This is a genomic window from Acinetobacter sp. Leaf130 (genome assembly GCF_001423205.1).
In the GTDB taxonomy this organism is placed as follows: domain Bacteria; phylum Pseudomonadota; class Gammaproteobacteria; order Pseudomonadales; family Moraxellaceae; genus Acinetobacter; species Acinetobacter calcoaceticus.
This window is the reverse complement of the sequence record NZ_LMOE01000001.1, coordinates 110,789-132,521: the sequence shown is the minus strand read 5'-3', so window position 1 is coordinate 132,521 and position 21,733 is coordinate 110,789. Positions and strand designations below refer to the sequence as shown.

Below are 21,733 nucleotides of genomic sequence, written 5' to 3'. Positions count from 1 at the left end.
CAATTGAGGGGATTTTTTATTAGCTGAAATTTTTTATTATTTTATTTCTAATAAACTCAAAATTTCCAAACTCAAGATAAGAATAAATTGTTGCTTCAATTGCATTTGGAGTAGGTCGTACTCGAAAATTATATAAGCAACCTTCGCTATTCCCTTTTACACACATATCACATTTATATTCATTATTTTGACAAATCGTGATTTCATTAGTAATAAAATAACTAATTTTTTCACAAAAAAATTCTAGAAACCACTTCCCCTTACATATTTTTTTTAAATATTCAACATCAAACTCTAAGCCAAGCTTAAATGCAAATATTAAATTTCTAATCTTTTCTTGTTGTAATTTTGCTTGAACAATTCTATTTTTAGTTTCATTATAGTTTGACGTGTATGTGAATATAGCATCTGCTTCACTATTAATTGATTTTCTCAACGCATCCAAAGATGCTAAATACAGATATTCCGACTCAAAATAGAAAAAATCCCAAAATTCATGTAATAATACATCAGGTATTTTTGATTCAGGGATCCTAATAAAGTTGGAAAATATTTTTTTAACAACTATATTAGCTATAAAATGAGTTTCCATTGAATAATAGTCTGTAACAACCAAGTTATCAATATTACTTAATTCTCCTCTATAATCCTTTACATCTTTATCAATAATTCCAGCAATGTACTTTTTAATAAAATTAATGTCATAACCCTCATTAACAATTCTTATTATTTTCTCTACACCTCGGCAACCTGGTTCAATTCCATTAATCTGTTCAGATGTATATATTTCAAACTCATCAAGCATAGTTGAAAAAATCTTTTCATATATAGGAATATCACCTATACCTTCAACTATTATAATAGGACATTCTTGCATTATAGAAATTGTCAATAGCTCACTTGCATCAATTACTGATTTCATATGTTACTCTACTCCAACTTTCAATTTAGCTAAATATTCAGGATTATTTTTAGCTAGGAATGGAGAGTGCGATGCAACAATAATTTGAACATTGGGCAGTAGTTCTTTGAACAACTTTATAAGACTTCGCTGCCACTTTATATTTAGTGATATCTCCGGTTCATCAATAATTAAGAAGTTTCTATTATTACCAACAAAGAGTACCAATGATAAGAACGTTATCATATGTCTTTCACCACTTGATAACTCCTCTATCGAATGTTCAACACCATCAACTTCAATAATTAATCTATCAACGTTTACAACTAATTTTTTATTTTCACTTAAGAATGAATTAAATGTTTCAATTAAATTATTAATAGTACTTAAATGAATATTTTCGTACTCTAACTCTAACAACATATTCGCAAATAGTTTTCTTAATAACTTATTATCAAGAATCTGCTGTTGTATTTCATAATTTTTTATATCACCAAGAATTTCAATTAACATATTTTTAAATCTATTATCTTCACTACTTATTAAAGCTTCAATTATCCTTTCACTTTTTTCCTGAAGCAAAGGAATTAATTGTTCTTCATAATAAGAGTCACTTTCTTCCACTTTCTCAGTTATCGCGACAGCATCAGATAAAGTATCAAATAAAGCATTTTGGATTCTGTGTGTAGATCTATATTTTGCTCTCCTATAGTTTGTAAATATTAAATTTTCAATAACCTCCATTTTAATATCTTGTATAAATAAATGATTTTGATCAAAATCAATCTGAGAATTAATATTCTTTCTTTTTCTATACAATAAATTATGTTTTTTTGCTCTTTGTGCTAAATCATATGCTATTTCTCTTGCAATAGCTGGGGTAACATTTAGGTTGTGGTTAGAAAACCTAAAATAATCATAGATAACTTCTTCTGGTATATTAGTTGTTTGTGCAATCCCTCCTCTTTCTACTCCTAATGACAATGATTTTAGATTATCAAGAATTATACTATTGTTATTCCAAACTAACTCTCGTAATTCTGGATTATTAAAAACTGAAACTTCAACCTCATTATTATGATAAAAAAATGTAGCTGTAATTTTTTTAATATTCAGTTTAGTTAACTCCACATCATTTTTTTGTAAAAAGAATGCCAAAGTTTTTAGGAATGTAGTTTTACCACAACCATTATCTCCATATAACACTGTTGCTTCATCATTTGAGAATTTAGCATATATTTCATGATTCAGACCTTTAAAGCCTTCTATTTTAAAATCTATAATTTTTACACTTAATTCAGTCATTTAACACCCAAAAATTACCACTAAATATTTAATCTAAAGTTTTATAAATTTTTTAATATTATCACAAAAAAAATAGATATTTAAAATATTCTTTAAATATTTCACTTATGTAATATTGCTATTATAAAATTTATTAGGATACATCCAAGAATTAAATTCCTTCATAATCTTTGCCAAAGCCATTACTCTGCATCAGTCATATTGCTTTGTAATTAATGTGATGGAAGTTTTTAGCGCTTGTTATAAGCTTGCATCACAAAGCTTTAGTTTCATATCTTCTTTTAAGAATCTTGGCATAATATCTGGCAGAGAATAACAATACACGAAACATCATCATGAACACTACCCAACTTTTTCTCGGCGTAATCTTTAGCTCAATTGGACTCGGCTATTTTCTCTATGGAAAAAAGCAAAAAATGACTGTGCCTTTTACTGTGGGTTTAGTTTTAATGATTTTCCCTTATTTTATTGAAGGTAATGTCTTGCTTAGTGGCATTAGTACTCTATTATCCGTTATTCCCTATTTTTTACGCTTTTAAAGTCAATTCTTATATGGTTTGAAATTCCTCAACTCTTAAGTAATGCATCATCTCTCGAACAAATACAAAGTAGGTAAAAATATAAAGCTGATCTGGGACTACTTGGCTTGTGTAGTAGCTCAAATGCTCAATAAAATCCATTTACCTAGCAATTTTAGATTAAACAATCCGTAAATAAAAAAATCCCCCAATCTTTAAGATTAAGAGATTTCCTTTCGATACTATTTATATCAAACCCACATGAATTTTACTTCAAATGTGACTTAATCTTCTTTTTAACTGCTTCAGTTGAAATACCATATCGATCATGTAAAGTAGGTAATGCCCCTGCATCTAAAAATGCATCTGGCAAACCAATCATATCAAAACGAGGGTGTTGCCCATTTCTTAAAAGCAATGACCCAACTGCTTCCCCTAATCCACCAATCACAGAATGGTTTTCGGCAGTTAAAACAGGTCGTCCGCCTTTTGCGACTTCATCCAAAATAGTTTGTTCATCTAAAGGTTTAATTGTAGGTACATGCAGCACCGAAACCTCAATACCCTCTTTTTCAAGCTCTTCAGCTGCCTCAAGCGCACGCATGGTCAATAAACCCGTCGAAATAATGAGTAAATCTTTACCTGGTTTAATCACCTGCGCCTTACCTAATTTAAACTGATAATTGTATTTATCGAGTACTAATGGAACCTGTCCACGCAATAAACGCATATATACGGGGCCATTATGAGCGGCAATCTGAGGAATCGCTTGTTCAATTTCCAAGGCATCACATGGGTCAATGACCATCAGGTTCGGCATTGCACGGAAAATTGCAATATCATCCGTTGCCTGATGACTTGGACCATAGCCCGTGGTTAACCCTGGAAGTGCCGCCACAATTTTGACATTCAGGTTATCTTCTGCAATAGCCATACAAATAAAGTCATAGGCACGGCGTGATGCAAACACAGCATAGGTGGTTGCAAAAGGAACAAATCCCTCGCGCGCGAGTCCTGCTGCTGCGCTCATTAAAAGTTGTTCTGCCATGCCCATTTGGAAAAACTTGTCTGGGTTTTCTTTAGCAAAAATATGCAGGTCAGTATATTTTGATAAATCTGCTGACAAACCTACAATATCATCACGCTCTTTTGCCAAGGCATTGAGTGCATGTCCAAATGGCGCTGGTTTGGTCGGTTGACCCTCGGCAGCAATAGAAGCAATCATTGCCGAAGTGGTTAGTTTTTTCTTAGGAGGATTGGCTAACTGGCTCATGGTATATTCCTTACTGTCCGTAGTGGGTCAAAATATTTAAAGCGTCATCCCATTCATGTTCATCAACACGAATGAAGTGTGTTTTTTCGCGGCTTTCCAAGAACGACACGCCTTTGCCCATTTTGGTGTCACAAATAATGACTCGCGGGCATGCTCCTTCATGGTTTCGTGCTTGATCGAATGCCTCAAGTAAAGCTTCCATGTCATTGCCATCTACGCGTTGGGTGTACCAACCAAATGACTGCCAACGATCTACAATGGGTTCAAAAGCCAAAATTTCACTTGAGTATCCATCTGCCTGTTGGTTATTTACATCAATAATCGCTATTAGATTATCTAGTTTCCAATGAGAGGCAGACATCACCGCTTCCCATGTCGAGCCTTCATTTAACTCGCCATCAGACAGTAAGTTATAAACAAAAGCATCCGACTTTTTCTGTTTCAGTCCTAAACATGCGCCTACTGCAATCCCCAAACCATGACCTAATGAGCCACCTGTAATTTCCATACCTGGTGTGTAAGAAGCCATGCCTGACATCGGTAAACGGCTGTCATCTGCACCGTAGGTTTCAAGTTCTTCAAGCGGAATAATGTTTGCTTCAATTAAGGCTGCATAAAGTGCAATTGCATAGTGTCCAATAGAGAGATAAAAACGGTCACGGCCTTCCCACTCTGGGTTTTCTGGTTGATATTTCATGGCATGAAAATAAGATACGGCCAGTAGATCTGCGGCACCTAATGCTTGTCCAACATAGCCTTGGCCCTGTACTTGCCCCATACGTAAAGCATGTTGGCGAATGTGGTAGGCACGTTGTTGCAATTCGGCAATTTGGCCTGATTTATCAACATTTAACATTGTCATTTACTATTCCTTATTAACGATTGACCAGTTTTGCCGGAACGCGCAGAACCAAACTGGCGCCGAAAATTAATACTGCTGTGATTAAGAACATGCCGATTGCATTTGAACCTGTGTGGGTGGTGACCCAACCAATTAAATAAGGTGAGCAGAATCCAGCAAGGTTGGCAAAGCTATTGACTGCTGCAATACCTGCTGCTGCGGAAACACCACCCAAAAAGTTGGTTGGTAACATCCAGAATAAAGAAGATGCAGTGAGCACACCTGAGGCTGCAATACAGAGGAAAATTAAAGAAAGTGTCAGATTTGAGGCGAGCAAAGTCGCAAGTGTAAGTGCGACCGCACCCGCACACATTGGGATAATTAAGTGCCAACGGCGTTCTTGGAAATGGTCACCACTACGCCCTGCCAAAAGCATAACCACAATGGCGCACATATAAGGAAGACTCGTAAGTAGCCCAATATGCCAGTTATCACTGATGCCTGAGTTACGAATGAGAGTAGGTAGCCAAAAGGTAATGGCGTATTGGCCCATCACCACACAGAAGTAAATGCCTGCAAGTAACCATAAACGTTTATCCGCGACAAACTCTTTAACGCTACCGTGGCCTTCTTTGTGTTGGTTATCTTGAGCAAGCTCTTGCTTCACCAAGTTTTTCTCGTCTTGAGTTAGCCAGTTCGCGTCTTGAACGGAATCTTTTAAAACACCGAGTACCAGCAAACCGACGACAACCGTAGGAATCGCTTCAATTAAAAACATCCACTGCCAGCCAAACCAGCCATGCACACCACTCATTCGGTCCATGATTAGACCCGAAAGTGGCCCACCAATCATGCCCGAGATTGGAATAGCGATAAACCAAAGTACGGTCATGCGTGCACGACGATAAGACGGAAACCAGTAAGTGAGGTAAAGCAATAAGCCTGGGGCCAAACCCGCTTCGGCAACACCCAGTAAAAAACGTAAGGTGTAAAATTGCCATTCGGTTTGAACAAAGGCAAAACAGCCTGACAAAATGCCCCATGTAATCATGATGCGGGCAATCCAGCGTCTTGCTCCTACTTTGTGGAGTACGATGTTACTTGGCACTTCACAAAGGAAATAACCAATAAAGAAAATCCCTGCGCCTAGCCCATATACAGCTTCACTAAACTGTAAATCGCTCATCATCTGGAGCTTGGCAAAACCTACATTTACTCGATCTAAATAGGCACAAAAATAACAAAGCATTAAAAATGGCATAAGCCGAAATGCAATTTTTCGATACGCCGATTTACGAACTGCCGTATCTACTTCAGATGAAAATACTGTATCCATCATGCGAATCCCTTTACATTTGGCCACAGTATCCTCTTGTGACCATCATTCTATTTTTAGTTTTTAAATGGCAAGCTTTAGTGAATCAGCATGCCACCATTTACATCGAGTGTTACACCCGTTAAGTACGCTGACAGATCACTTGCCAAAAACAGTGCTGCATTTGCAACATCTTGCGCTTTACCTAAACGGCCGAGCGGAATACCAGCAAGAATGTCATGACGACGGTCATCATTCATTAAACCACCCGTAATATCAGTCTGGATTAGACCCGGAGTAAGAGAATTTACACGAATCTGGTCGGAGCCAAACTCACGAGCCATCGCTTTTGCCAAACCTAAAACCCCAGCTTTTGCAGCGCTATAATGCGGCCCGCCAAAAATACCACCACCGCGTTGTGCTGAAACAGAAGATAGACACACAATGCTTCCGCCACCATTTGCTTTCATGGATGGAATAACAGCTTGTGACATAATGAGTGTTCCGCGCAGGCTGACATCTAAAACACGGTCATAATCATTGCGTTGAATATCAAGTGTTTTTACAGGTTGGGTAATGCCTGCATTATTAATTAAAATGTCAATTTTTCCATAGTGTTGTATAGCTTGTTCAACAGCTGCTTTGACCTGCTCTTCATTTGCAACGTTTGCAGCAAGACCTAAATGCCCTTCTCCAAGTGCCTTTGCAGCGTTTTGGCTTTGAGCAAGATCTAAATCAACAATAATGACTTTGGCACCTTGTTGTGCAAAGATTTCTGCGGTTGCTCGCCCAATTCCACGTTCTGATGCTGCACCGGTAATTAATGCCACTTTTCCTTGTAGTAACATGTTGAATCCTCTTTTACACTTTATTTCCTGAGCTCAGACTTAGATTCTCTTTTTTCAGAAGTTCCAGCAATCATCTCGAATTCAACAAGGCATGAAAAAAATTCATGCCTGTGCTATTTTTAAATAAGTTTTAGGGATAAAAACGGATCATTTCATGGATAGTAGTGAAAACAATTTCAACCAGATGCCCTCAATTAAAACATTACAGGCTTTTGAACAAACTGCGCGTTTTGGCAATGTTGCAAAGGCAGCAGAGAATTTAAATCTCACGCCTTCAGCAGTCAGTCACCAAATTGCCAAACTAGAAGAAATGATTGGGCAGAGTTTATTTATTCGCGGTGCCCGTGGTGTGACGCTGACCCCTTCAGGTGAACGCTATTTTCAGGATGTCACGACCATCTTGCATAACCTGATGTTAGCCACTGAAAAAGCTGCCGATAAAAGCCCTAAAGACAGTTTATATATTCATTCATCCCCAAGTTTTGGTTTGCTTTGGCTACTGCCACGCCTCGAATCATTTAAAGAAAAGTTCCCAATGATTCAGGTCAATCTGTCGTGTTCTTATGAAAATTTGCATTTTACTCGCGATAAGATCGACATAGATATTCGACATGGTTTGCCCAACTGGACAGGGGTAGAAATCAGAACGATTCGTAATGAAAAGCTAGAAGTGCTTGCATCGCCTAAGTTACTTGAGCGTAGCCCAGTGCATAAGCCCCAAGATTTATTAAAAAAAGAACTGATTTTATCGCGCTCAACCTTAGTCACTTGGCCCCAGTGGTTTGCGCATCAGGGCTTAAGCATTCCTGAGTTTCCCTATACTTTGAGTTTTGACCGCTCTTACATGTCACTTGAAGCAGCCACACACGGACTAGGTTTTGTTTTAGAAAGTAATTTACTTACTCAAAATTATTTGGAATCTGGAAAGTTGGTTAGAGTTTTTGCAGATGAGCTATCGATTCCTATTTCTGCTCATCATTTGGTTTACCCGCGAACCCATCAGTTTATTCCTAAAATTGAGCTGTTTTTAAACTGGATTCATGATGAGTTGGCAGAATAAATTTTAATATTTTTAATAAATTACAAAAATTCTTTTTTCTGCTCTAGTAAAAGCAACATAAAAACTATTTTTTTGTAATTCCTGCTGATAAAAAAAATCATTTTTATTAATTATTACATTATCAAATTCAAGCCCTTTAGATGAGTGAACAGTCATAGTTATATGTAAACTCAAATTATTAAAAAAATTCTTAGTTATTGGATCATCAGCTAACTGTATATATATATTAAAAACTTCTTCAATATATTCATCCAATAATAATAAAACAAGAAAATTTATTAGACTTTTCTTACATTTTTCTTCAATTAAAAAATTAAGAAATTCTATTAATTTTTTCTGATTTTGACTTGAATATAAATTTCCATCAATCTTTAAATCATCAAACAAGCTGTATAAATAGTAAGTTTTTTGAAACTTAAACTTAAGCAAACATAAAACAATATTCTTCACAATTTCAGAAACATCACTATCAAATGCCAAATCTTTTATTATAGAAAATCTACCCGAATAATCACTCAAATCTGCATTAGCTTTTCTCAGATATGCAATTTTTTCGCTAGAATAAGTGGAGACTATTTCTTCTAAATTTGAACTTGATATCAAGTAATAACCGAAACTAGCATCATTAATATTGCAATCAGGAAAACAATAACTGTTTGCTATTTTATCAATAATATCATGACATCTAAAATTTTTTGTTAAGCTAAATGAAGAAAAGCGTTTATCAGAGAAATATTTTTTAAAATCTTCAGGACTTGCCCCCCTAAATTGATACAATGTTTGATTTGGATCCCCTACCATCAACAATTTAATTCCTAATTTCATAAACTCCTCTAACAAAGTATATTGATGATAATTATTATCTTGAGCTTCATCTATATAAATAGCATAATATTTTGACTTTAAATAAGATAAGAGATTCTTTCTTTTCATCAAATATAGAGTATGTTCCATTACAAAATCATTTCCACCAAAAGAACTAACTAATATATTTTCATCATATAACTTATTACACCACTGTTCATATGTTTTTGCTCTAAAAGTAAAATTTTCAATAAAATTTTGAGAAATCTCATAATCGAAAGGAAAAATATTTTTATATATAAACCCATGAAAAGTATCTATTACAATCTTTTCATTATAAATCTTTTTTTCTAAATCTTGTTTAGATTTATTAGTATACGTCAGAATTGAAAGTTTTTTCCAATTTTGAATATTAGTTATTTCGGATAAAGCTTTTTCAACCAAAGTTGATGATTTCCCCGAACCAGCACAAGCTGAAACAATAATATTATCATCAATACATTTAATTATATTTTTTTGTTCATCAGTAAATTCTAATTCAGACATAACTCAACCTCCTTTAGAAATTCAAATCTTTTATCATTAAAAATATTATTATATTTATCCGAATTATCTCTTAAAAATATATACATATTATGCCACTTCTTATCTTGTAATCTTGCTACTAAATCTGTATTAGATATATCTTCTCCCTCAAAATTACACATTACTATACCACTTTCTTCTAAAGCATTTTTAAGATCATATTCCAAATCTATCTCAGCTAAATATATTTTCTTAGTTTTCAAAAAAGATATAATTCTTCTATAGATTTCATTAAGTCTATTTTTTTTACTATTTAATATTAGCTCACCTTCTGATTTACTACCTTTAATTTCTTCAGGAACTGTTTTTTTAAATTTTTTCCCTATAATTTTATAACATCTTTTAAGCCCATATATATCATTCTTATAAATATCATTATCCGTTCTAATTATTACATCAATTCCTAAATTTAATAATAAATCTCTATAAGGTTTAAAATTAGTACCTAAAACTGGTAAGACATAAAGCCTTTGATAAATATTTTGTGGTAATACTTTTTTCAAAATAGTGTCACATAAAAGCTTTTCAGAATACCCTTCAACTAATAATACACAATCTGCAAAATACCCTTTACTCATATCTTCAACATAAATTTTTTTTAATTGATGATACTCTTCACTAATTTTAGATGAGTTACTGGAAGTATTATTACAGGCACTTTTCTTATTTTTATAAAGCCTTATCAAACTACAATCACTATTTATATAATATAACAACTGTGAAGAATGACTTGACATAAATATATATTTTATATCTCTCGATGAAAATAAGGTATCTGACAAATCTATTTGTGCAGTAAGATATAAATGATTTTCTGGCTCCTCTAAAAGTAACAAAGGAATTTTTCGAGTTTCTTTTTGTAAGAAATAATGCAACATAGCATACATAATTTTTTTCTGTCTACCATCTCCAGATGCAGGAAATAGTATATCTTCATCTTTTTCATAGGTAAAAATTTTCAATTGTTTATGTAAATCATCTACTACTGATTGTGATGTAATTTTAACTTTATAAGATTCATCAAAAATTTCTAAATTTTTATTAATTTGTTCTGCAATATTTTTAACAGATGATAATTTCTCTATATTATTATTAACTCCTTTTAAACCATCAAATATTTCGCCTTTGATTTTCTCATCATCAGCGCTATATTCTATTTCCTGTAAAATATTTCTTCTAATATCGTTAAAAATTTTTGCCGTCTCAATATGAGAAGGAATATAAATAATATTAAATATATCATCTAACAATAAATAACCTAATCCTTTTGTTTTTATTTCTTTTAAATTTAAAAGATCATCACCCCATGTATAATGCTTTAAATACCCATTACTTAGATTATTTTCAACTTCCAACTTAATAAAAAATAATTTTGAATCTTCTTGTGTTCTAGCCTCTTTTACACAAGCTAAAACCTTTTGTACATCTTCATTACTTTCATCAGAAATATCTAAAGTTATAATTATATTAATAGGTAAACTAGTATTTTTTTGATGAAAATCAGTATCACATATTTCCTCAAAACGTACTTTCTTATCAAATATTAATCTTAGAGCGTGTAAAAAATTGCTTTTCCCGACATCATTCATTCCAATTACAATGTTTTTGTTAGTTAATTCTATTTCTATGTTATGAAAGTTCCTAAAATTCTTAATTGTTAATTTATTGAACATAATTAAGTATCTTTAAATATAAAATTTAAATTTAACTATTAATTAAAAATAAATCAATATTTAGAATAATTAAAACTTACTTTAATCGTTTAATTTTAAGTTGATCTGAATTTGCTCAACTCTTAAGTGATGCATCATCTCTCGAATAAACACAAAGTAGGTAAAAATATAAAGCTGATTTGGGACTACTTGGCTTGTGTAGTAGCTCAAATGCTCAATAAATTCATTGAATCCATGCTCAAGCTCAATGCGACTGATTTGCTTTTTAGCACTAAAAAATAACTCACTGAGTTGTGTCATGGCTGTATCAGACGTAACAGCTACACCACTTATATTTAGGTCTCTGAGTGGCTGAGACTCTATAATTTCTTCAATAAAATGAATCATCTTTTCGATAGCTAGCTCATCAATCACACCATGGCTAATGCTTTTTGAATTAATAAAACTCAAGCCCTGTTCAAGTTGAATATGTTGATTGTCTATGTCAAATGATAGGCCATTAAGACCGAGTGAAAATTTTAAAGCCGAGTCAGAATGAGTCATAAAATAGCTTACTGTTGAATTTTGATAATAAAGTTAATTTATTTATAACCTTAAAAGGTGTCAGTTTGTTCAATACCTAAAATGAACTGAGTTAATAATCATTAACACCATATAATAAAAAACTCATTAAAAAGATGAAAAATCAATCTTATATTCATCAATATCCTACCATTACAAAATGGAGTATAAACATGAAAAAATTAGTAATTTTAAGTTTTACGATCTATAGCTTTGCACAAATTGCGAATGCAGCCACATTAAATGTAAAACCATACGGAACAACTCAAGATGGTCAAAAAGTTGATCTATACACCATGAGCAATAACAAAGGAGTCTCTGTTTCTTTTATTAGTTTTGGTGGCGTAATTACACAGATTTTGACTCCCGATGCGCAAGGTAAACAAAATAATATTGTTTTGGGCTTCGATGATCTAAAAGGCTATGAAGTAACTGATACCAAGGAAGGCATTCATTTTGGCGGATTAATTGGTCGTTATGCGAACCGTATTTGCAATGCTAAATTCAGCTTAGAAGGGAAAACATATAACCTCGAAAAAAATAATGGACCGAATTCATTACATAGCGGTAATCCTGGTTTTGATAAGCGTGTTTGGCAAGTTAAGCCCCTCGTTTCTAAAGGTGAAACCGTCAAAGCTTCTCTTAAGTTAACCAGTCCAAATGGTGATCAAGGTTTTCCCGGAAAGTTAGATGTGGAGGTGATCTACAGTCTTTCAGATCAAAATGAATTCCAGATTGAATATAAGGCTAAAACTGATCAACCGACCGTCGTCAATCTCACCAACCATAGTTATTTCAACTTGTCAGGTGCTGGCAATAACCCTTATGGCATACTCGATCATGTTGTACAGCTCAATGCAGACCGTATATTGGTAACCGATCAAAATTCGTTACCAACAGGTGAAATTGCTTCAGTTGCAGGTACGCCTTTTGATTTTCGGACTCCTAAAGCAATTGTAAAAGATATTCGAGCGAATCATCAGCAATTGGCGTATGGATATGGCTATGACCAAACTTGGGTGATTAATCAAAAGCCTCAAGGGAAATTAAATCTTGCTGCTAGTGTTGTTGACCCAAAATCTAAACGGACTATGCAAGTCCTAACCACTGAACCAAGCGTTCAAATGTATACGGCGAATCATTTATTAGGAAATGTTGCAGGTGCAAACGGTGTACTTTATCGACAAGCAGATGCTCTAGCATTAGAGACACAGCATTTTCCAGACAGCCCCAATCAACCGAATTTTCCTTCTACACGTTTGAACCCAAATCAAACGTATAACAGTGTCACCGTATTTAAATTTGGTATTCAAAAATAGTCTTTTTAATTAGAATTATATTCATCCAAAAAAAGACTCTCAGTTTAATATGACTGAGAGTCTTTTCATTTATTTAACTTTTGTATTTGGTAAAAATGCGGTTGCGAAACCTAATAATGGTAACAATGAACACAATCCAAATACCCATTCAATGCCGTTAACATCGGCCAAATGCCCTAAGCCTGCTGCGGCAATACCACTTACCCCAAACATAAGACCAAACATTAAACCAGCAATCATCCCCACACGGCCCGGAACAGCTTCTTGTGCATAAACCACCATTGCAGCAAAGGCAGACGACAACACCAAACCAGTAATAATTGATAAGACTGTTGTCCAGAACAAGTTTGCATACGGCATCATTAATGCAAATGGAGCCATACCCACAAATGAAACCCAGATAACAGCTTTACGACCAATCTTGTCACCAATTGGGCCACCTGCAAATGTACCTAAAGCAACAGCTGCCAAAAACGCAAACAAATGCAACTGGGCGGTCTGGATGCTGATATGGAACTTTTGAATTAAGTAAAAAGTGAAGTAGTTGCTAATGCTGGCAATGTAGGTAAATTTAGCGAACATCAACACACTAATGGTGCTCAAGGCAATAATGAGCTTACCACCATGTAATTTACTCTGTGCTTGGTTTGCACGTGTAACTACCTGATTTTTTGCATGACCAATCGTCCAACGGCTTACACCAAATAAAACCCAAATGGCTAAAAGTGCAAATATAACTAAGCCCGCAACTGCATGCTGTCCAAACGGTACAATCAGCAAAGCTGCTAACAATGGACCAATGGCAGTGCCTGTATTTCCACCCACCTGAAAAGTCGATTGAGCCGTACCAAAACGTCCACCCGATGCCATTCGAGCCACACGTGAAGCTTCAGGGTGAAAAGTTGCAGAACCTACCCCAATCAGCGCGGATGCACATAACAACACAGTAAAGCTTGGTGAAAATGCCAACAAGATAATACCGCAGAATGTGACGACCATTCCGAGTGGTAGAAGATAAGGTTTTGGATGTTTATCAGTATAAAGTCCAATCCAAGGCTGTAGCAGTGAACCTGTAATTTGGTATACAAATGAAATCAGGCCAACTTGAGCAAAACTCAGCGAAAAGTTTGCTTTGAGCATTGGATAAATAGCTGGTAACACGGCTTGAATCAAATCATTCAGTAAATGTGCAACCGCCACAGCACCTACAATTTTAATAATCATTCCTTGAGGCTGATCATTTGCAACGGTATTGGCAATACCATCTTTCAATTGTATTGAAGACGTCATACCTGAAAAACTCCAATATTTTAAGTAAGGTGCTTATTGTAAATTGTCGCTTATAAAGTTATCTTCCAATAATCACCGTATAAGTGACAATTTTTAGGATAGATTATGTCCGATTCTCTTATTCAGTCTGATTTGTCTGAACTTGTGATTGGGCTATCTTCCGAGCATGCCTACCGAGAAATCACGCCGACTCATACACATACCCGCGCTCAGTTTTTATATGCGTCTACAGGAAACATTCAGGTGTTTACACCGAACAATGTCTGGATTGTGCCGCCCATGTGTGCGTTATGGATTCCTGCCCATGTCGAGCATAGTGTCATTTCACTGAGTCACGTTAAGTTAAATACAGCATTGGTTGAAGTAAATGCAGCTGCTTTAATGGGGCAACATTGCTTTATTATTCGGGTGAGCAACCTGTTGCATGAGCTTTTGATTCGTTTGAATGAAATTGAACAAGAGGAGACTCCAAATATTGTCACCTCTCAAGAGCTTTCCCGTTCTTTACAAATTTTGATTTTTGAAGAAATCCATCGGGCCAATTTGCTGCCTATCCAGATTCCGTGGCCAAAAGACAAACGATTATTAAAAATTTGCCAAGCGTTATTACACGCGCCTAATTACTCAAAAGATTTAACAGATTGGGCTGATGATATTGGTGCGAGCTCGAGAACCTTAATGCGTATGTTCCAAAAAGAAACTGGGTTGTCTTATCGAGCATGGGTACAGCAAATGCATATCGCACTTGCCTTGAGTAAAATTGCGAATGGTGAATCTATTGCTCAAATTTCCGAGTCACTGGGGTATAACAACCCCAGTGCATTCAGTGCGATGTTTAAACGACATCTCGGAAAAACACCTCAGCAATTTAGAAGTGCCGCGATGTCGTTATAAGTCTTTTTTTTTGCAGGTAGGTCATGCTTTTCGAGCAAATCATCGAAATCATGATAGACATGAAGTTCTCGATCTTTGCCGGTTCTCGCATGATCTAATCGCTGTTCAGGATCAACCAAAACGAGTGTATGACCATCATCAATCAGACGATCTACGCCTTCTAAAAACATACGTTTACCCACATCATGGATAAGCGAAATCTGGGTCAAATCAATCACGATTGTGCTTTGATCAGTTGTCTCGTCTTGTAAAATACGCAACAACATTTCAGCTTCGGTAAATTTCAATACACCTCGAAGCACATACACACTTAATGACGCATCTTTTCCTGTACGGTAATGGCTTTGTACAATGGTTTGTGCAGAAGGTGTACCTTCCATGAGATGTAATCCCATGTCACGAGATAATCGTTCTAAAATATCGATACCTCGAATACTATGACCATGCTCATCTAGTCGAGGTGAAAAAGCAGCAATACTGACCTGACCCGGCAGCACACCCAAAATACCGCCAGCTACACCACTTTTAGCAGGAATACCTACAGTTGAAAGCCAGTCACCTGCGGCATCATACATACCACAGCTCATCATGACACTGAGTACTTGTCTCACTACAGATCGGTTCAATAAGCGTTTTCCGGTTTTAGGGTCGACCCCACCATTGGCAAGTACACTGCCCATACGTACCAGATCTTTAACTGTAACCATGATTGCACATTGACGAATGTAACCATTCACAATATCGACTGGATCAGTTTCTAAAATTCCGACAGTTCGCAACATATAACCGATCGAAAGATTACGATAGGCTGTTTTGACTTCCGAATCGTAAACAGACTCATCAAAACTTAATTCGCGACCAGCAAGCTCGCTCATAAAACGGCGTAGAATTTCTGCACTATGTAGACCATGTTTGACCTGAATCAATGAATGTACAGTAATTGCGCCAGAGTTGATCATCGGGTTTTTCGGACGGCCATCTTTACCCAATGAAATTTCATTGAAAGCTTCTCCTGAAGGCTCCACCCCGACTTTAGCGAGTACCGCATCAATGCCAAGCTGTTGTAAAACATAAGCATATACAAATGGTTTAGAAATTGACTGTATGGTGAATTCAGTATCATCATCGCCGATCGAATAAATTTCACCATCTACCGTAGACATTGCCAAAGCCAATCGGTCTGGATTTGCATTTGCCAACTCTGGAATATAGTCAGCTAGATGCCCGCTATTATCTACCTCACAGGCTTCTATCACATTTGCCAAATAATCTGGGAGAGGGGTTTTCATGGTCCGTAACCTTAAATGAGGAGATTTGCGCTTTAGAGCAATTTTTCAGCACAACCTGCTGATAATATTAAAATTATACTTTTTGAATGAATTAAAAATCACGATATAAGTATTGTAATTCCGTTGACTTCTTTATTTCAAGCTCATTATACCTTTTTCAAAACTTTAAACAGAAAATTAGATTATTCTTTCTACAAATAACACTCCATTTAAATGATCGACTTCATGTTGAACAATACGAGCAGGAAAACCGTGAAAAATCGTTTCAACGAATTCACCCTGAAGTGTTGAATATTTAACCTTTACCATTTCTGCGCGTTCGACTTGTCCACGTTCATCCGGCACGCTTAAGCAGCCTTCTTCACCTAAGAGGGTTTCACTCGAAAACTCTAAAATCTCAGGATTCACCATCACCACCGCATCCATTTCAGGTGCGTCGGGATAGCGTGGATTTGGTCGAGAAGCCACAATAATGACTCGTTTAGAGATATAGACTTGAGGTGCAGCAATTCCTACACCATTACGTTCAAGCATAGTGGCATGCATAGCGGCTGCAAGCCCATAAAGCCAATCACTGTTCAGCTCACTAGATGAGACAGGTGCAGCAATCAGTTTTAAAATGTCTTCACCGCGCTTAGCTACAGGTAAAACTACACTCATCCCTTGAATCTCTCATTAAACTAGCTATGACAAGTTTTATTGTGTCGCTGAACGGCTCAAAAGAAAAGCCATTCCTACATCTGTTTTTGTTTAATCTAAAGCGTTTTTAGTTTTAAACCGTTTTGTCTTTTCTTGGTGAACCCAATCTACACTCATCTATAGCACAAATTTCCTCCATTTACTTTTAATTCACTTTTCCATTAATATCCAAGCTTCAATTACAACAATTAAGTAAAAAATGGATCAAGAATTAACGTTGCAGGATGCGAACTATCTGAATAAAGAAGATAAACGAACCCTCGCCCTTTCTTCACTCGGTGGCGCTTTAGAGTTTTACGATTTTGTGATTTATGTGTTCTACGCCAAAATCATTTCCGACCTCTTTTTCCCAAGTACGCTTAGTCCTTTTTGGGCCATGCTCAATACTTACGGTATTTTTGCAGCCGGTTACTTTTTTAGGCCGTTAGGTGGGGTTGTAATGGCCCATTTTGGCGATCTAGTCGGGCGTAAAAAACTATTTTCGCTTTCTATTTTGCTGATGGCGCTGCCTACTCTGTTTATCGGGATATTGCCCACTTTTGAAAATATTGGTTATTTGGCACCGCTACTTTTATTGCTCATGCGTGTGGTGCAAGGTATTGCAATTGGGGGTGAAATTCCCGCCGCTTGGACATTTGTGTCAGAACATGTTCCCGAAAGAAAAATTGGACTGGCCAATGGTTTATTAACTGCCGGACTGTCTTTAGGAATTTTGTTGGGTGCGCTCATGTCGCTATGGATTTCGCTGAATTTTAGTGAGGGACAGATTCACGACTGGGCTTGGCGTATTCCTTTCATTGCAGGCGGTATTTTTGGCCTTGTAGCACTTTATTTACGGACCTATTTAAAAGAAACACCTGTGTTTAAAGCAATGCAGGCACGTAAAGAAATCTCAAAAGAAATGCCGGTTAAACAAGTGTTAAAAACACATAAAACAGCCGTTGCGATTGGCATGTTATTTACGTGGTTTTTAACAGGCTGTGTGGTGGTGGTGATTTTAGCCATGCCAAATTTATTGATTGGTTCATTTGGTTTTGAACGTGCTCAGACTTTTGAAATGCAAAGCGCAGCCATTGTCATGCAAATGGTTGGCTGTATTTTGGCTGGTTATTTTGCTGACCGTTTTGGCTGTGGCAAAGTGATGATGGTAGGGGCGCTTGCCGTAGCACTCACAGCAGCATTTTTTTATAACAGTTTGGGCCATGCCGCACATTCAACTATCTTTGGCTTATATATGTTGCTAGGTCTTTGCTCAGGCACTGTTGGCATGGTGTCGAGCAGCATGGTTAAAATGTTCCCCGCACCCGTTCGCTTCTCGGGCATTTCATTTTCTTATAATTTATCTTATGCAATTGTTGGCGGTATGACGTTGCCTTTAGTCCATTGGCTTAGTCAATATAGTGATATCGGTGCGATGTATTATATTTTTGCGCTCACCATTTTGGCCTTTGTGACTGCATTTGTATTTTGGAATAAGTTTGAAAAGTCCAGATATTAAAAGAGCTTATCTATTAAATAAAAAACCACGCCAGTTGCGTGGTTTTTTATTACGGGTCACTTTAGAAAGTAAAACCGATATTAAAGTTAATTCGGTATAACCACTTATCACTGTTGGGTGATGTGGCAGAGGTATACCCTGTTGAGTTGGTCGCCCCACCAATAATGTTGGAGTTTTTGCCCCACGTGTAATCTGCCCAAACCATAAATGGTGAAGCTATAAACATCATGCCTGTAGTGTTCATTTGCGAATCTGACCAATCATCACGTTTTTTATCGAGATAGCTATAGTCATTATAAAACTTAATGGCTTTTAGCTTGCCCATATTGGTCACAGGCAACGTATAGGCAAGGTTTAAACTGGCAATCGTACCTTCCGAAGCAATGAAATAAGCAGGCGTAAGGCCATTCGCTCCCATCAAAGTCATATCACTGTTTACACCATCCGGATTTTTAGCATCGTACTGATAATGAATGACCGAACTTTGTAAGTTAAAGCGCTTATAGTTATTTTCAGTATGCAAACCGACTGCATAATATTTGCCGTCTTTGTCAGTGATGTCATTATGCAACTGGGCAATTGCACCCGATACACCAAACTCTTGCTTACCGAAATCAGTTTCTAACTTGCGAACAATGCGGGTATTCACCTGATGACGCTTTTCATTTTGATAGGCTTTTTGAGATGGAAATGCATTTCCTGCCAAGTCATCATAAGTTGCACTTTCAGGGGAATAACGCAGGTTCGTCTCTAACATTTGAGGATAATAACCGAGTTTTACATCCCAATCTTTGTTGTGATAATTCCAGTTGATCCCCGGTGCAATGTTATTGCCATAACCTAAAAAGAATGGAATGTGATAGGTCCAGCCATTTTGCGGATAAGGATAAATCGTAAAAGGCTTATAAACCAAACCTGCTTCAATGCTGTTATTGGCATCTAAGTTATAGCCAACATATGCTTTTTCAATGGACGTTTTCTGTTGGTCTTGAACCATATAGCTGGCATTGATATAGGCATCATCAAATTTACCTTTTAGATCTATCCTGAAAATATCAAAATGGAGCTTACCAAAACCACGGTTTGGCCCTTCCCAATCTTCATAGCGCTGATTTAACCGAACCACCCCACCTAACTTTAATGAGTCAGTTCCATCATCACTTTTCCATTCAAGTAATGAGTCTTTTGCAAACGCACTTGCACTCATCCCCATAGCGAGTGGTGCAATGAATGCCATGATCAATGAAGTCTTTTTCATCTCTACATCCTTGATTGAGTTCCAGCATCCTGCTGGAACTTTATTTGTTTTACCTATAAAACTTCGTTTTTATTGTTTTTTAGATAAAAAAATATATCTAAAAAAAGGATGGCTTAGCAGCTCCCATCGCATATGTACTAAACCATCCAAACTGGTTAATACAGTTTCTTTTGCGGTGGACCCGCAAAGTTTAATGGTCCAATCGAGTTCATATCGAGCTCAATTACCGTTGGTCCTTCAAATGCAACCGCCTCTTGAATGACAGTTTTAAACTCATCTGCACTACCGACTTTCCAGCTCTTCACACCCATTGATTCGCCAAGAAGTTTGTAGTCTGGTGTATGCAATTCATTGAAATACTGACGACCACCAAAGTAGTTATTTTGAATGCCACGCATTACGCCATAGCCACCATCATTCATAATCATTAGGACCATGTTGGTGTTTTCTTGGACCATGGTTGCAATTTCGCCAATGCCAAGCATTAAGCCGCCATCGCCGACCAAACCAATCACTTTTTTGTCAGGGTTAGCAACCGAAGCACCGATTGCCGTTGCAAGACCTAAACCAATTGCACCCGCGAGTGAGTGAATGTTTTGGTTTGGTGCTTGTACAGGGAACAAGCGACTGCCCCATGTACTGCCCGACATGGTGATGTCACGTACAAAAATGCCGTCTTGAGGTAAAGCTGCACGCAAGTGATCACAAATTAAAGCGTATTGGTCGATTTGCTTACGCAGTGCATCAATTGCAGCTTGTTTAGCCGCCACTACAGCAGCATCGTAATCGGCATCAACTTTTGAAGTACCTTGAAGCTGTTCCAACACACGTGTTAAGACATCTTTGGCATCACCACAAATGAAGTTGCGAATTTTGTAATTACGTTGTTGAGCCATTGGGTTAGCATCAACCTGAATAATATTTTCAGGGAACTCAACCGAATAAGTTTTGGTTTCATTACTACGTAAACGAGAACCCAATACAACCATTAAGTCGGCATCTTTTAATAACTGCTCAACCGCTGCCGAGTTGTGGAATGCACCTAAACTACGTGGATGATCATCTGCCAATACGCCACGACCGTGTGTAGATGACACAACCGGAATACCTAAATCTGCAATTGCTTTAACTTCGGCAACACTATTTAAAGTTCCACCGCCAATCCAGAAAATTGGGCGTTTTGCTTTTTTGATTTCATTCACAAGAAGATCAATTTCAGCTTGATCCGCTTGTGGCAATTGCAATGCTTTGACTGGCCCTAAGTTAAGTGGCAAATCAATTTCTGCCGCTTGTACATCAATTGGCAACTCAACACTTACTGGCCCCATTGGAACAGTGGTTGCCACACGGATGGCTTCACGGATTACACCCACTGCATTGTCTGGACTTGTAATACGAAATGCCGCTTTGCTTGATGCACGTAAAAACGTAAGTTGGTCTTTGGTTTCGTGAATGAAACTTGCATCACGGTCAAGATATTCACGCTCAACCTGACCTGTTAAATGCAATACAGGGCTACCCGCATTCATCGCTTCAATCAGTGAACCCACCGCATTACCAGCGCCAGCACCAGTACTGGTCAGTGCTACACCCAAGCCTTTAAAGCGTGAGTGTGCATCTGCCATAGTGACCGCACCCGCTTCACCACGAGCTGCAACAAAGCGCATTTTTTCACGGCGCCCAACTGCATCGGCAATAGGTAAATTGTGGATGGAAATAACACCATAAATACTGTCAACTTGGTGCGCTTCTAAAACTCTTGCGATTGCTTCGCCTACATTTACACGTTCAGTCATGTCTGT

Annotated in this window: 19 protein-coding genes and 1 pseudogene; 5 read left to right on the top strand and 15 right to left on the bottom strand. The window is 36.8% G+C overall.

The genetic code is table 11. From position 1 onward, the window contains the following. Positions 1 to 19: 19 nt before the first annotated feature. Both ASF86_RS00605 and ASF86_RS00600 read right to left on the bottom strand, forming a co-directional pair. Positions 20 to 922, bottom strand: a complete 903-nt coding sequence (locus ASF86_RS00605; RefSeq protein ID WP_056478490.1) for a DUF4435 domain-containing protein — start codon at positions 920 to 922, stop codon at positions 20 to 22. A 3-nt stretch (positions 923 to 925) separates the two neighbouring features. After that, positions 926 to 2,206, bottom strand: a complete 1,281-nt coding sequence (locus tag ASF86_RS00600; RefSeq protein ID WP_056478488.1) for an AAA family ATPase — start codon at positions 2,204 to 2,206, stop codon at positions 926 to 928. Between the two features lie 335 nt (positions 2,207 to 2,541). On the opposite strand from ASF86_RS00600, the gene ASF86_RS00595 reads away from it, so the two are divergent. Then, entirely contained in the window at positions 2,542 to 2,745 is a 204-nt protein-coding gene (locus tag ASF86_RS00595; RefSeq protein WP_056478486.1) for a hypothetical protein, read from the top strand. Between the two features lie 9 nt (positions 2,746 to 2,754). Here ASF86_RS00595 and ASF86_RS19900 read toward each other — a convergent pair. From ASF86_RS19900 to ASF86_RS00575, 5 genes and pseudogenes are all read right to left on the bottom strand, one after another. Then, positions 2,755 to 2,880, bottom strand: a pseudogene (locus ASF86_RS19900) (hypothetical protein); the annotation flags it as partial. A gap of 112 nt (positions 2,881 to 2,992) precedes the next feature. Then, on the bottom strand, positions 2,993 to 3,997 hold the full coding sequence (locus tag ASF86_RS00590; RefSeq protein WP_056478484.1) for a transketolase family protein: 1,005 nt from the start codon (positions 3,995 to 3,997) through the stop codon (positions 2,993 to 2,995). A gap of 10 nt (positions 3,998 to 4,007) precedes the next feature. Further along, positions 4,008 to 4,853: a transketolase gene (locus tag ASF86_RS00585; protein WP_081407598.1), complete on the bottom strand. Its 846-nt coding sequence runs from the start codon at positions 4,851 to 4,853 to the stop codon at positions 4,008 to 4,010. A 19-nt stretch (positions 4,854 to 4,872) separates the two neighbouring features. Then, positions 4,873 to 6,174, bottom strand: a complete 1,302-nt coding sequence (locus ASF86_RS00580; RefSeq protein WP_056478481.1) for an MFS transporter — start codon at positions 6,172 to 6,174, stop codon at positions 4,873 to 4,875. A gap of 77 nt (positions 6,175 to 6,251) precedes the next feature. Beyond that, entirely contained in the window at positions 6,252 to 7,001 is a 750-nt protein-coding gene (locus tag ASF86_RS00575; protein WP_056478479.1) for an SDR family NAD(P)-dependent oxidoreductase, read from the bottom strand. 184 nt (positions 7,002 to 7,185) lie between these two features. Between ASF86_RS00575 and ASF86_RS00570 the strand changes: the two genes are divergently transcribed. Beyond that, positions 7,186 to 8,061: a LysR substrate-binding domain-containing protein gene (locus ASF86_RS00570; RefSeq protein WP_081407597.1), complete on the top strand. Its 876-nt coding sequence runs from the start codon at positions 7,186 to 7,188 to the stop codon at positions 8,059 to 8,061. Between the two features lie 12 nt (positions 8,062 to 8,073). On the opposite strand, the gene ASF86_RS00565 is transcribed toward ASF86_RS00570, so the two are convergent. From ASF86_RS00565 to ASF86_RS00555, 3 genes are all read right to left on the bottom strand, one after another. After that, positions 8,074 to 9,411: a UvrD-helicase domain-containing protein gene (locus ASF86_RS00565; RefSeq protein WP_056478475.1), complete on the bottom strand. Its 1,338-nt coding sequence runs from the start codon at positions 9,409 to 9,411 to the stop codon at positions 8,074 to 8,076. Continuing rightward, the gene (locus tag ASF86_RS00560) at positions 9,399 to 11,123 is read right to left on the bottom strand and encodes an ATP-dependent nuclease (protein ID WP_056478473.1); all 1,725 of its coding nucleotides are present in this window, start codon (positions 11,121 to 11,123) and stop codon (positions 9,399 to 9,401) included. The genes ASF86_RS00565 and ASF86_RS00560 overlap by 13 nt, the downstream gene beginning before the upstream one ends. A gap of 81 nt (positions 11,124 to 11,204) precedes the next feature. Next, complete coding sequence (locus ASF86_RS00555) at positions 11,205 to 11,666, bottom strand: hypothetical protein (protein WP_056478471.1); 462 nt, start codon at positions 11,664 to 11,666, stop codon at positions 11,205 to 11,207. A gap of 191 nt (positions 11,667 to 11,857) precedes the next feature. Here ASF86_RS00555 and ASF86_RS00550 point away from each other — a divergent pair, with 191 nt between their 5' ends. Beyond that, complete coding sequence (locus tag ASF86_RS00550; protein ID WP_056478469.1) at positions 11,858 to 13,003, top strand: aldose epimerase family protein; 1,146 nt, start codon at positions 11,858 to 11,860, stop codon at positions 13,001 to 13,003. 69 nt (positions 13,004 to 13,072) lie between these two features. On the opposite strand, the gene ASF86_RS00545 is transcribed toward ASF86_RS00550, so the two are convergent. Then, positions 13,073 to 14,293 (bottom strand): MFS transporter, encoded by a 1,221-nt coding sequence (locus ASF86_RS00545; protein WP_056478467.1) that lies wholly within the window; start codon positions 14,291 to 14,293, stop codon positions 13,073 to 13,075. Between the two features lie 105 nt (positions 14,294 to 14,398). On the opposite strand from ASF86_RS00545, the gene ASF86_RS00540 reads away from it, so the two are divergent. Beyond that, positions 14,399 to 15,187 carry an AraC family transcriptional regulator gene (locus tag ASF86_RS00540; RefSeq protein ID WP_056478465.1) on the top strand — a complete coding sequence of 263 codons (789 nt, stop codon included), beginning with the start codon at positions 14,399 to 14,401 and terminating at the stop codon, positions 15,185 to 15,187. Here the strand turns inward: ASF86_RS00540 and ASF86_RS00535 are convergent. Further along, positions 15,154 to 16,476: a glutaminase gene (locus ASF86_RS00535; protein ID WP_004641747.1), complete on the bottom strand. Its 1,323-nt coding sequence runs from the start codon at positions 16,474 to 16,476 to the stop codon at positions 15,154 to 15,156. The two genes, ASF86_RS00540 and ASF86_RS00535, sit on opposite strands and share 34 nt — an antisense overlap. 177 nt (positions 16,477 to 16,653) lie before the next feature. Further along, the gene (gene def / locus ASF86_RS00530) at positions 16,654 to 17,136 is read right to left on the bottom strand and encodes a peptide deformylase (RefSeq protein ID WP_003653096.1); all 483 of its coding nucleotides are present in this window, start codon (positions 17,134 to 17,136) and stop codon (positions 16,654 to 16,656) included. 238 nt (positions 17,137 to 17,374) lie between these two features. On the opposite strand from def, the gene ASF86_RS00525 reads away from it, so the two are divergent. Then, complete coding sequence (locus ASF86_RS00525; protein ID WP_056478463.1) at positions 17,375 to 18,673, top strand: MFS transporter; 1,299 nt, start codon at positions 17,375 to 17,377, stop codon at positions 18,671 to 18,673. A 61-nt stretch (positions 18,674 to 18,734) separates the two neighbouring features. Here ASF86_RS00525 and ASF86_RS00520 read toward each other — a convergent pair whose 3' ends face one another. Both ASF86_RS00520 and ASF86_RS00515 read right to left on the bottom strand, forming a co-directional pair. Then, on the bottom strand, positions 18,735 to 19,931 hold the full coding sequence (locus tag ASF86_RS00520) for a hypothetical protein (protein ID WP_056478461.1): 1,197 nt from the start codon (positions 19,929 to 19,931) through the stop codon (positions 18,735 to 18,737). Positions 19,932 to 20,086: 155 nt separating this feature from the next. Continuing rightward, complete coding sequence (locus ASF86_RS00515) at positions 20,087 to 21,727, bottom strand: thiamine pyrophosphate-binding protein (RefSeq protein WP_056478459.1); 1,641 nt, start codon at positions 21,725 to 21,727, stop codon at positions 20,087 to 20,089. Positions 21,728 to 21,733 lie beyond the last annotated feature (6 nt).

Coding starts and splice junctions, on each gene's coding strand:
- ASF86_RS00605 (WP_056478490.1), bottom strand. CDS start 922: ATGAAATCAGTAATTGATGCAAGTGAGCTATTGACAATTTCTATAATG.
- ASF86_RS00600 (WP_056478488.1), bottom strand. CDS start 2,206: ATGACTGAATTAAGTGTAAAAATTATAGATTTTAAAATAGAAGGCTTT.
- ASF86_RS00595 (WP_056478486.1), top strand. CDS start 2,542: ATGAACACTACCCAACTTTTTCTCGGCGTAATCTTTAGCTCAATTGGA.
- ASF86_RS00590 (WP_056478484.1), bottom strand. CDS start 3,997: ATGAGCCAGTTAGCCAATCCTCCTAAGAAAAAACTAACCACTTCGGCA.
- ASF86_RS00585 (WP_081407598.1), bottom strand. CDS start 4,853: ATGTTAAATGTTGATAAATCAGGCCAAATTGCCGAATTGCAACAACGT.
- ASF86_RS00580 (WP_056478481.1), bottom strand. CDS start 6,174: ATGGATACAGTATTTTCATCTGAAGTAGATACGGCAGTTCGTAAATCG.
- ASF86_RS00575 (WP_056478479.1), bottom strand. CDS start 7,001: ATGTTACTACAAGGAAAAGTGGCATTAATTACCGGTGCAGCATCAGAA.
- ASF86_RS00570 (WP_081407597.1), top strand. CDS start 7,186: ATGCCCTCAATTAAAACATTACAGGCTTTTGAACAAACTGCGCGTTTT.
- ASF86_RS00565 (WP_056478475.1), bottom strand. CDS start 9,411: ATGTCTGAATTAGAATTTACTGATGAACAAAAAAATATAATTAAATGT.
- ASF86_RS00560 (WP_056478473.1), bottom strand. CDS start 11,123: ATGTTCAATAAATTAACAATTAAGAATTTTAGGAACTTTCATAACATA.
- ASF86_RS00555 (WP_056478471.1), bottom strand. CDS start 11,666: ATGACTCATTCTGACTCGGCTTTAAAATTTTCACTCGGTCTTAATGGC.
- ASF86_RS00550 (WP_056478469.1), top strand. CDS start 11,858: ATGAAAAAATTAGTAATTTTAAGTTTTACGATCTATAGCTTTGCACAA.
- ASF86_RS00545 (WP_056478467.1), bottom strand. CDS start 14,293: ATGACGTCTTCAATACAATTGAAAGATGGTATTGCCAATACCGTTGCA.
- ASF86_RS00540 (WP_056478465.1), top strand. CDS start 14,399: ATGTCCGATTCTCTTATTCAGTCTGATTTGTCTGAACTTGTGATTGGG.
- ASF86_RS00535 (WP_004641747.1), bottom strand. CDS start 16,476: ATGAAAACCCCTCTCCCAGATTATTTGGCAAATGTGATAGAAGCCTGT.
- def (WP_003653096.1), bottom strand. CDS start 17,136: ATGAGTGTAGTTTTACCTGTAGCTAAGCGCGGTGAAGACATTTTAAAA.
- ASF86_RS00525 (WP_056478463.1), top strand. CDS start 17,375: ATGGATCAAGAATTAACGTTGCAGGATGCGAACTATCTGAATAAAGAA.
- ASF86_RS00520 (WP_056478461.1), bottom strand. CDS start 19,931: ATGAAAAAGACTTCATTGATCATGGCATTCATTGCACCACTCGCTATG.
- ASF86_RS00515 (WP_056478459.1), bottom strand. CDS start 21,727: ATGACTGAACGTGTAAATGTAGGCGAAGCAATCGCAAGAGTTTTAGAA.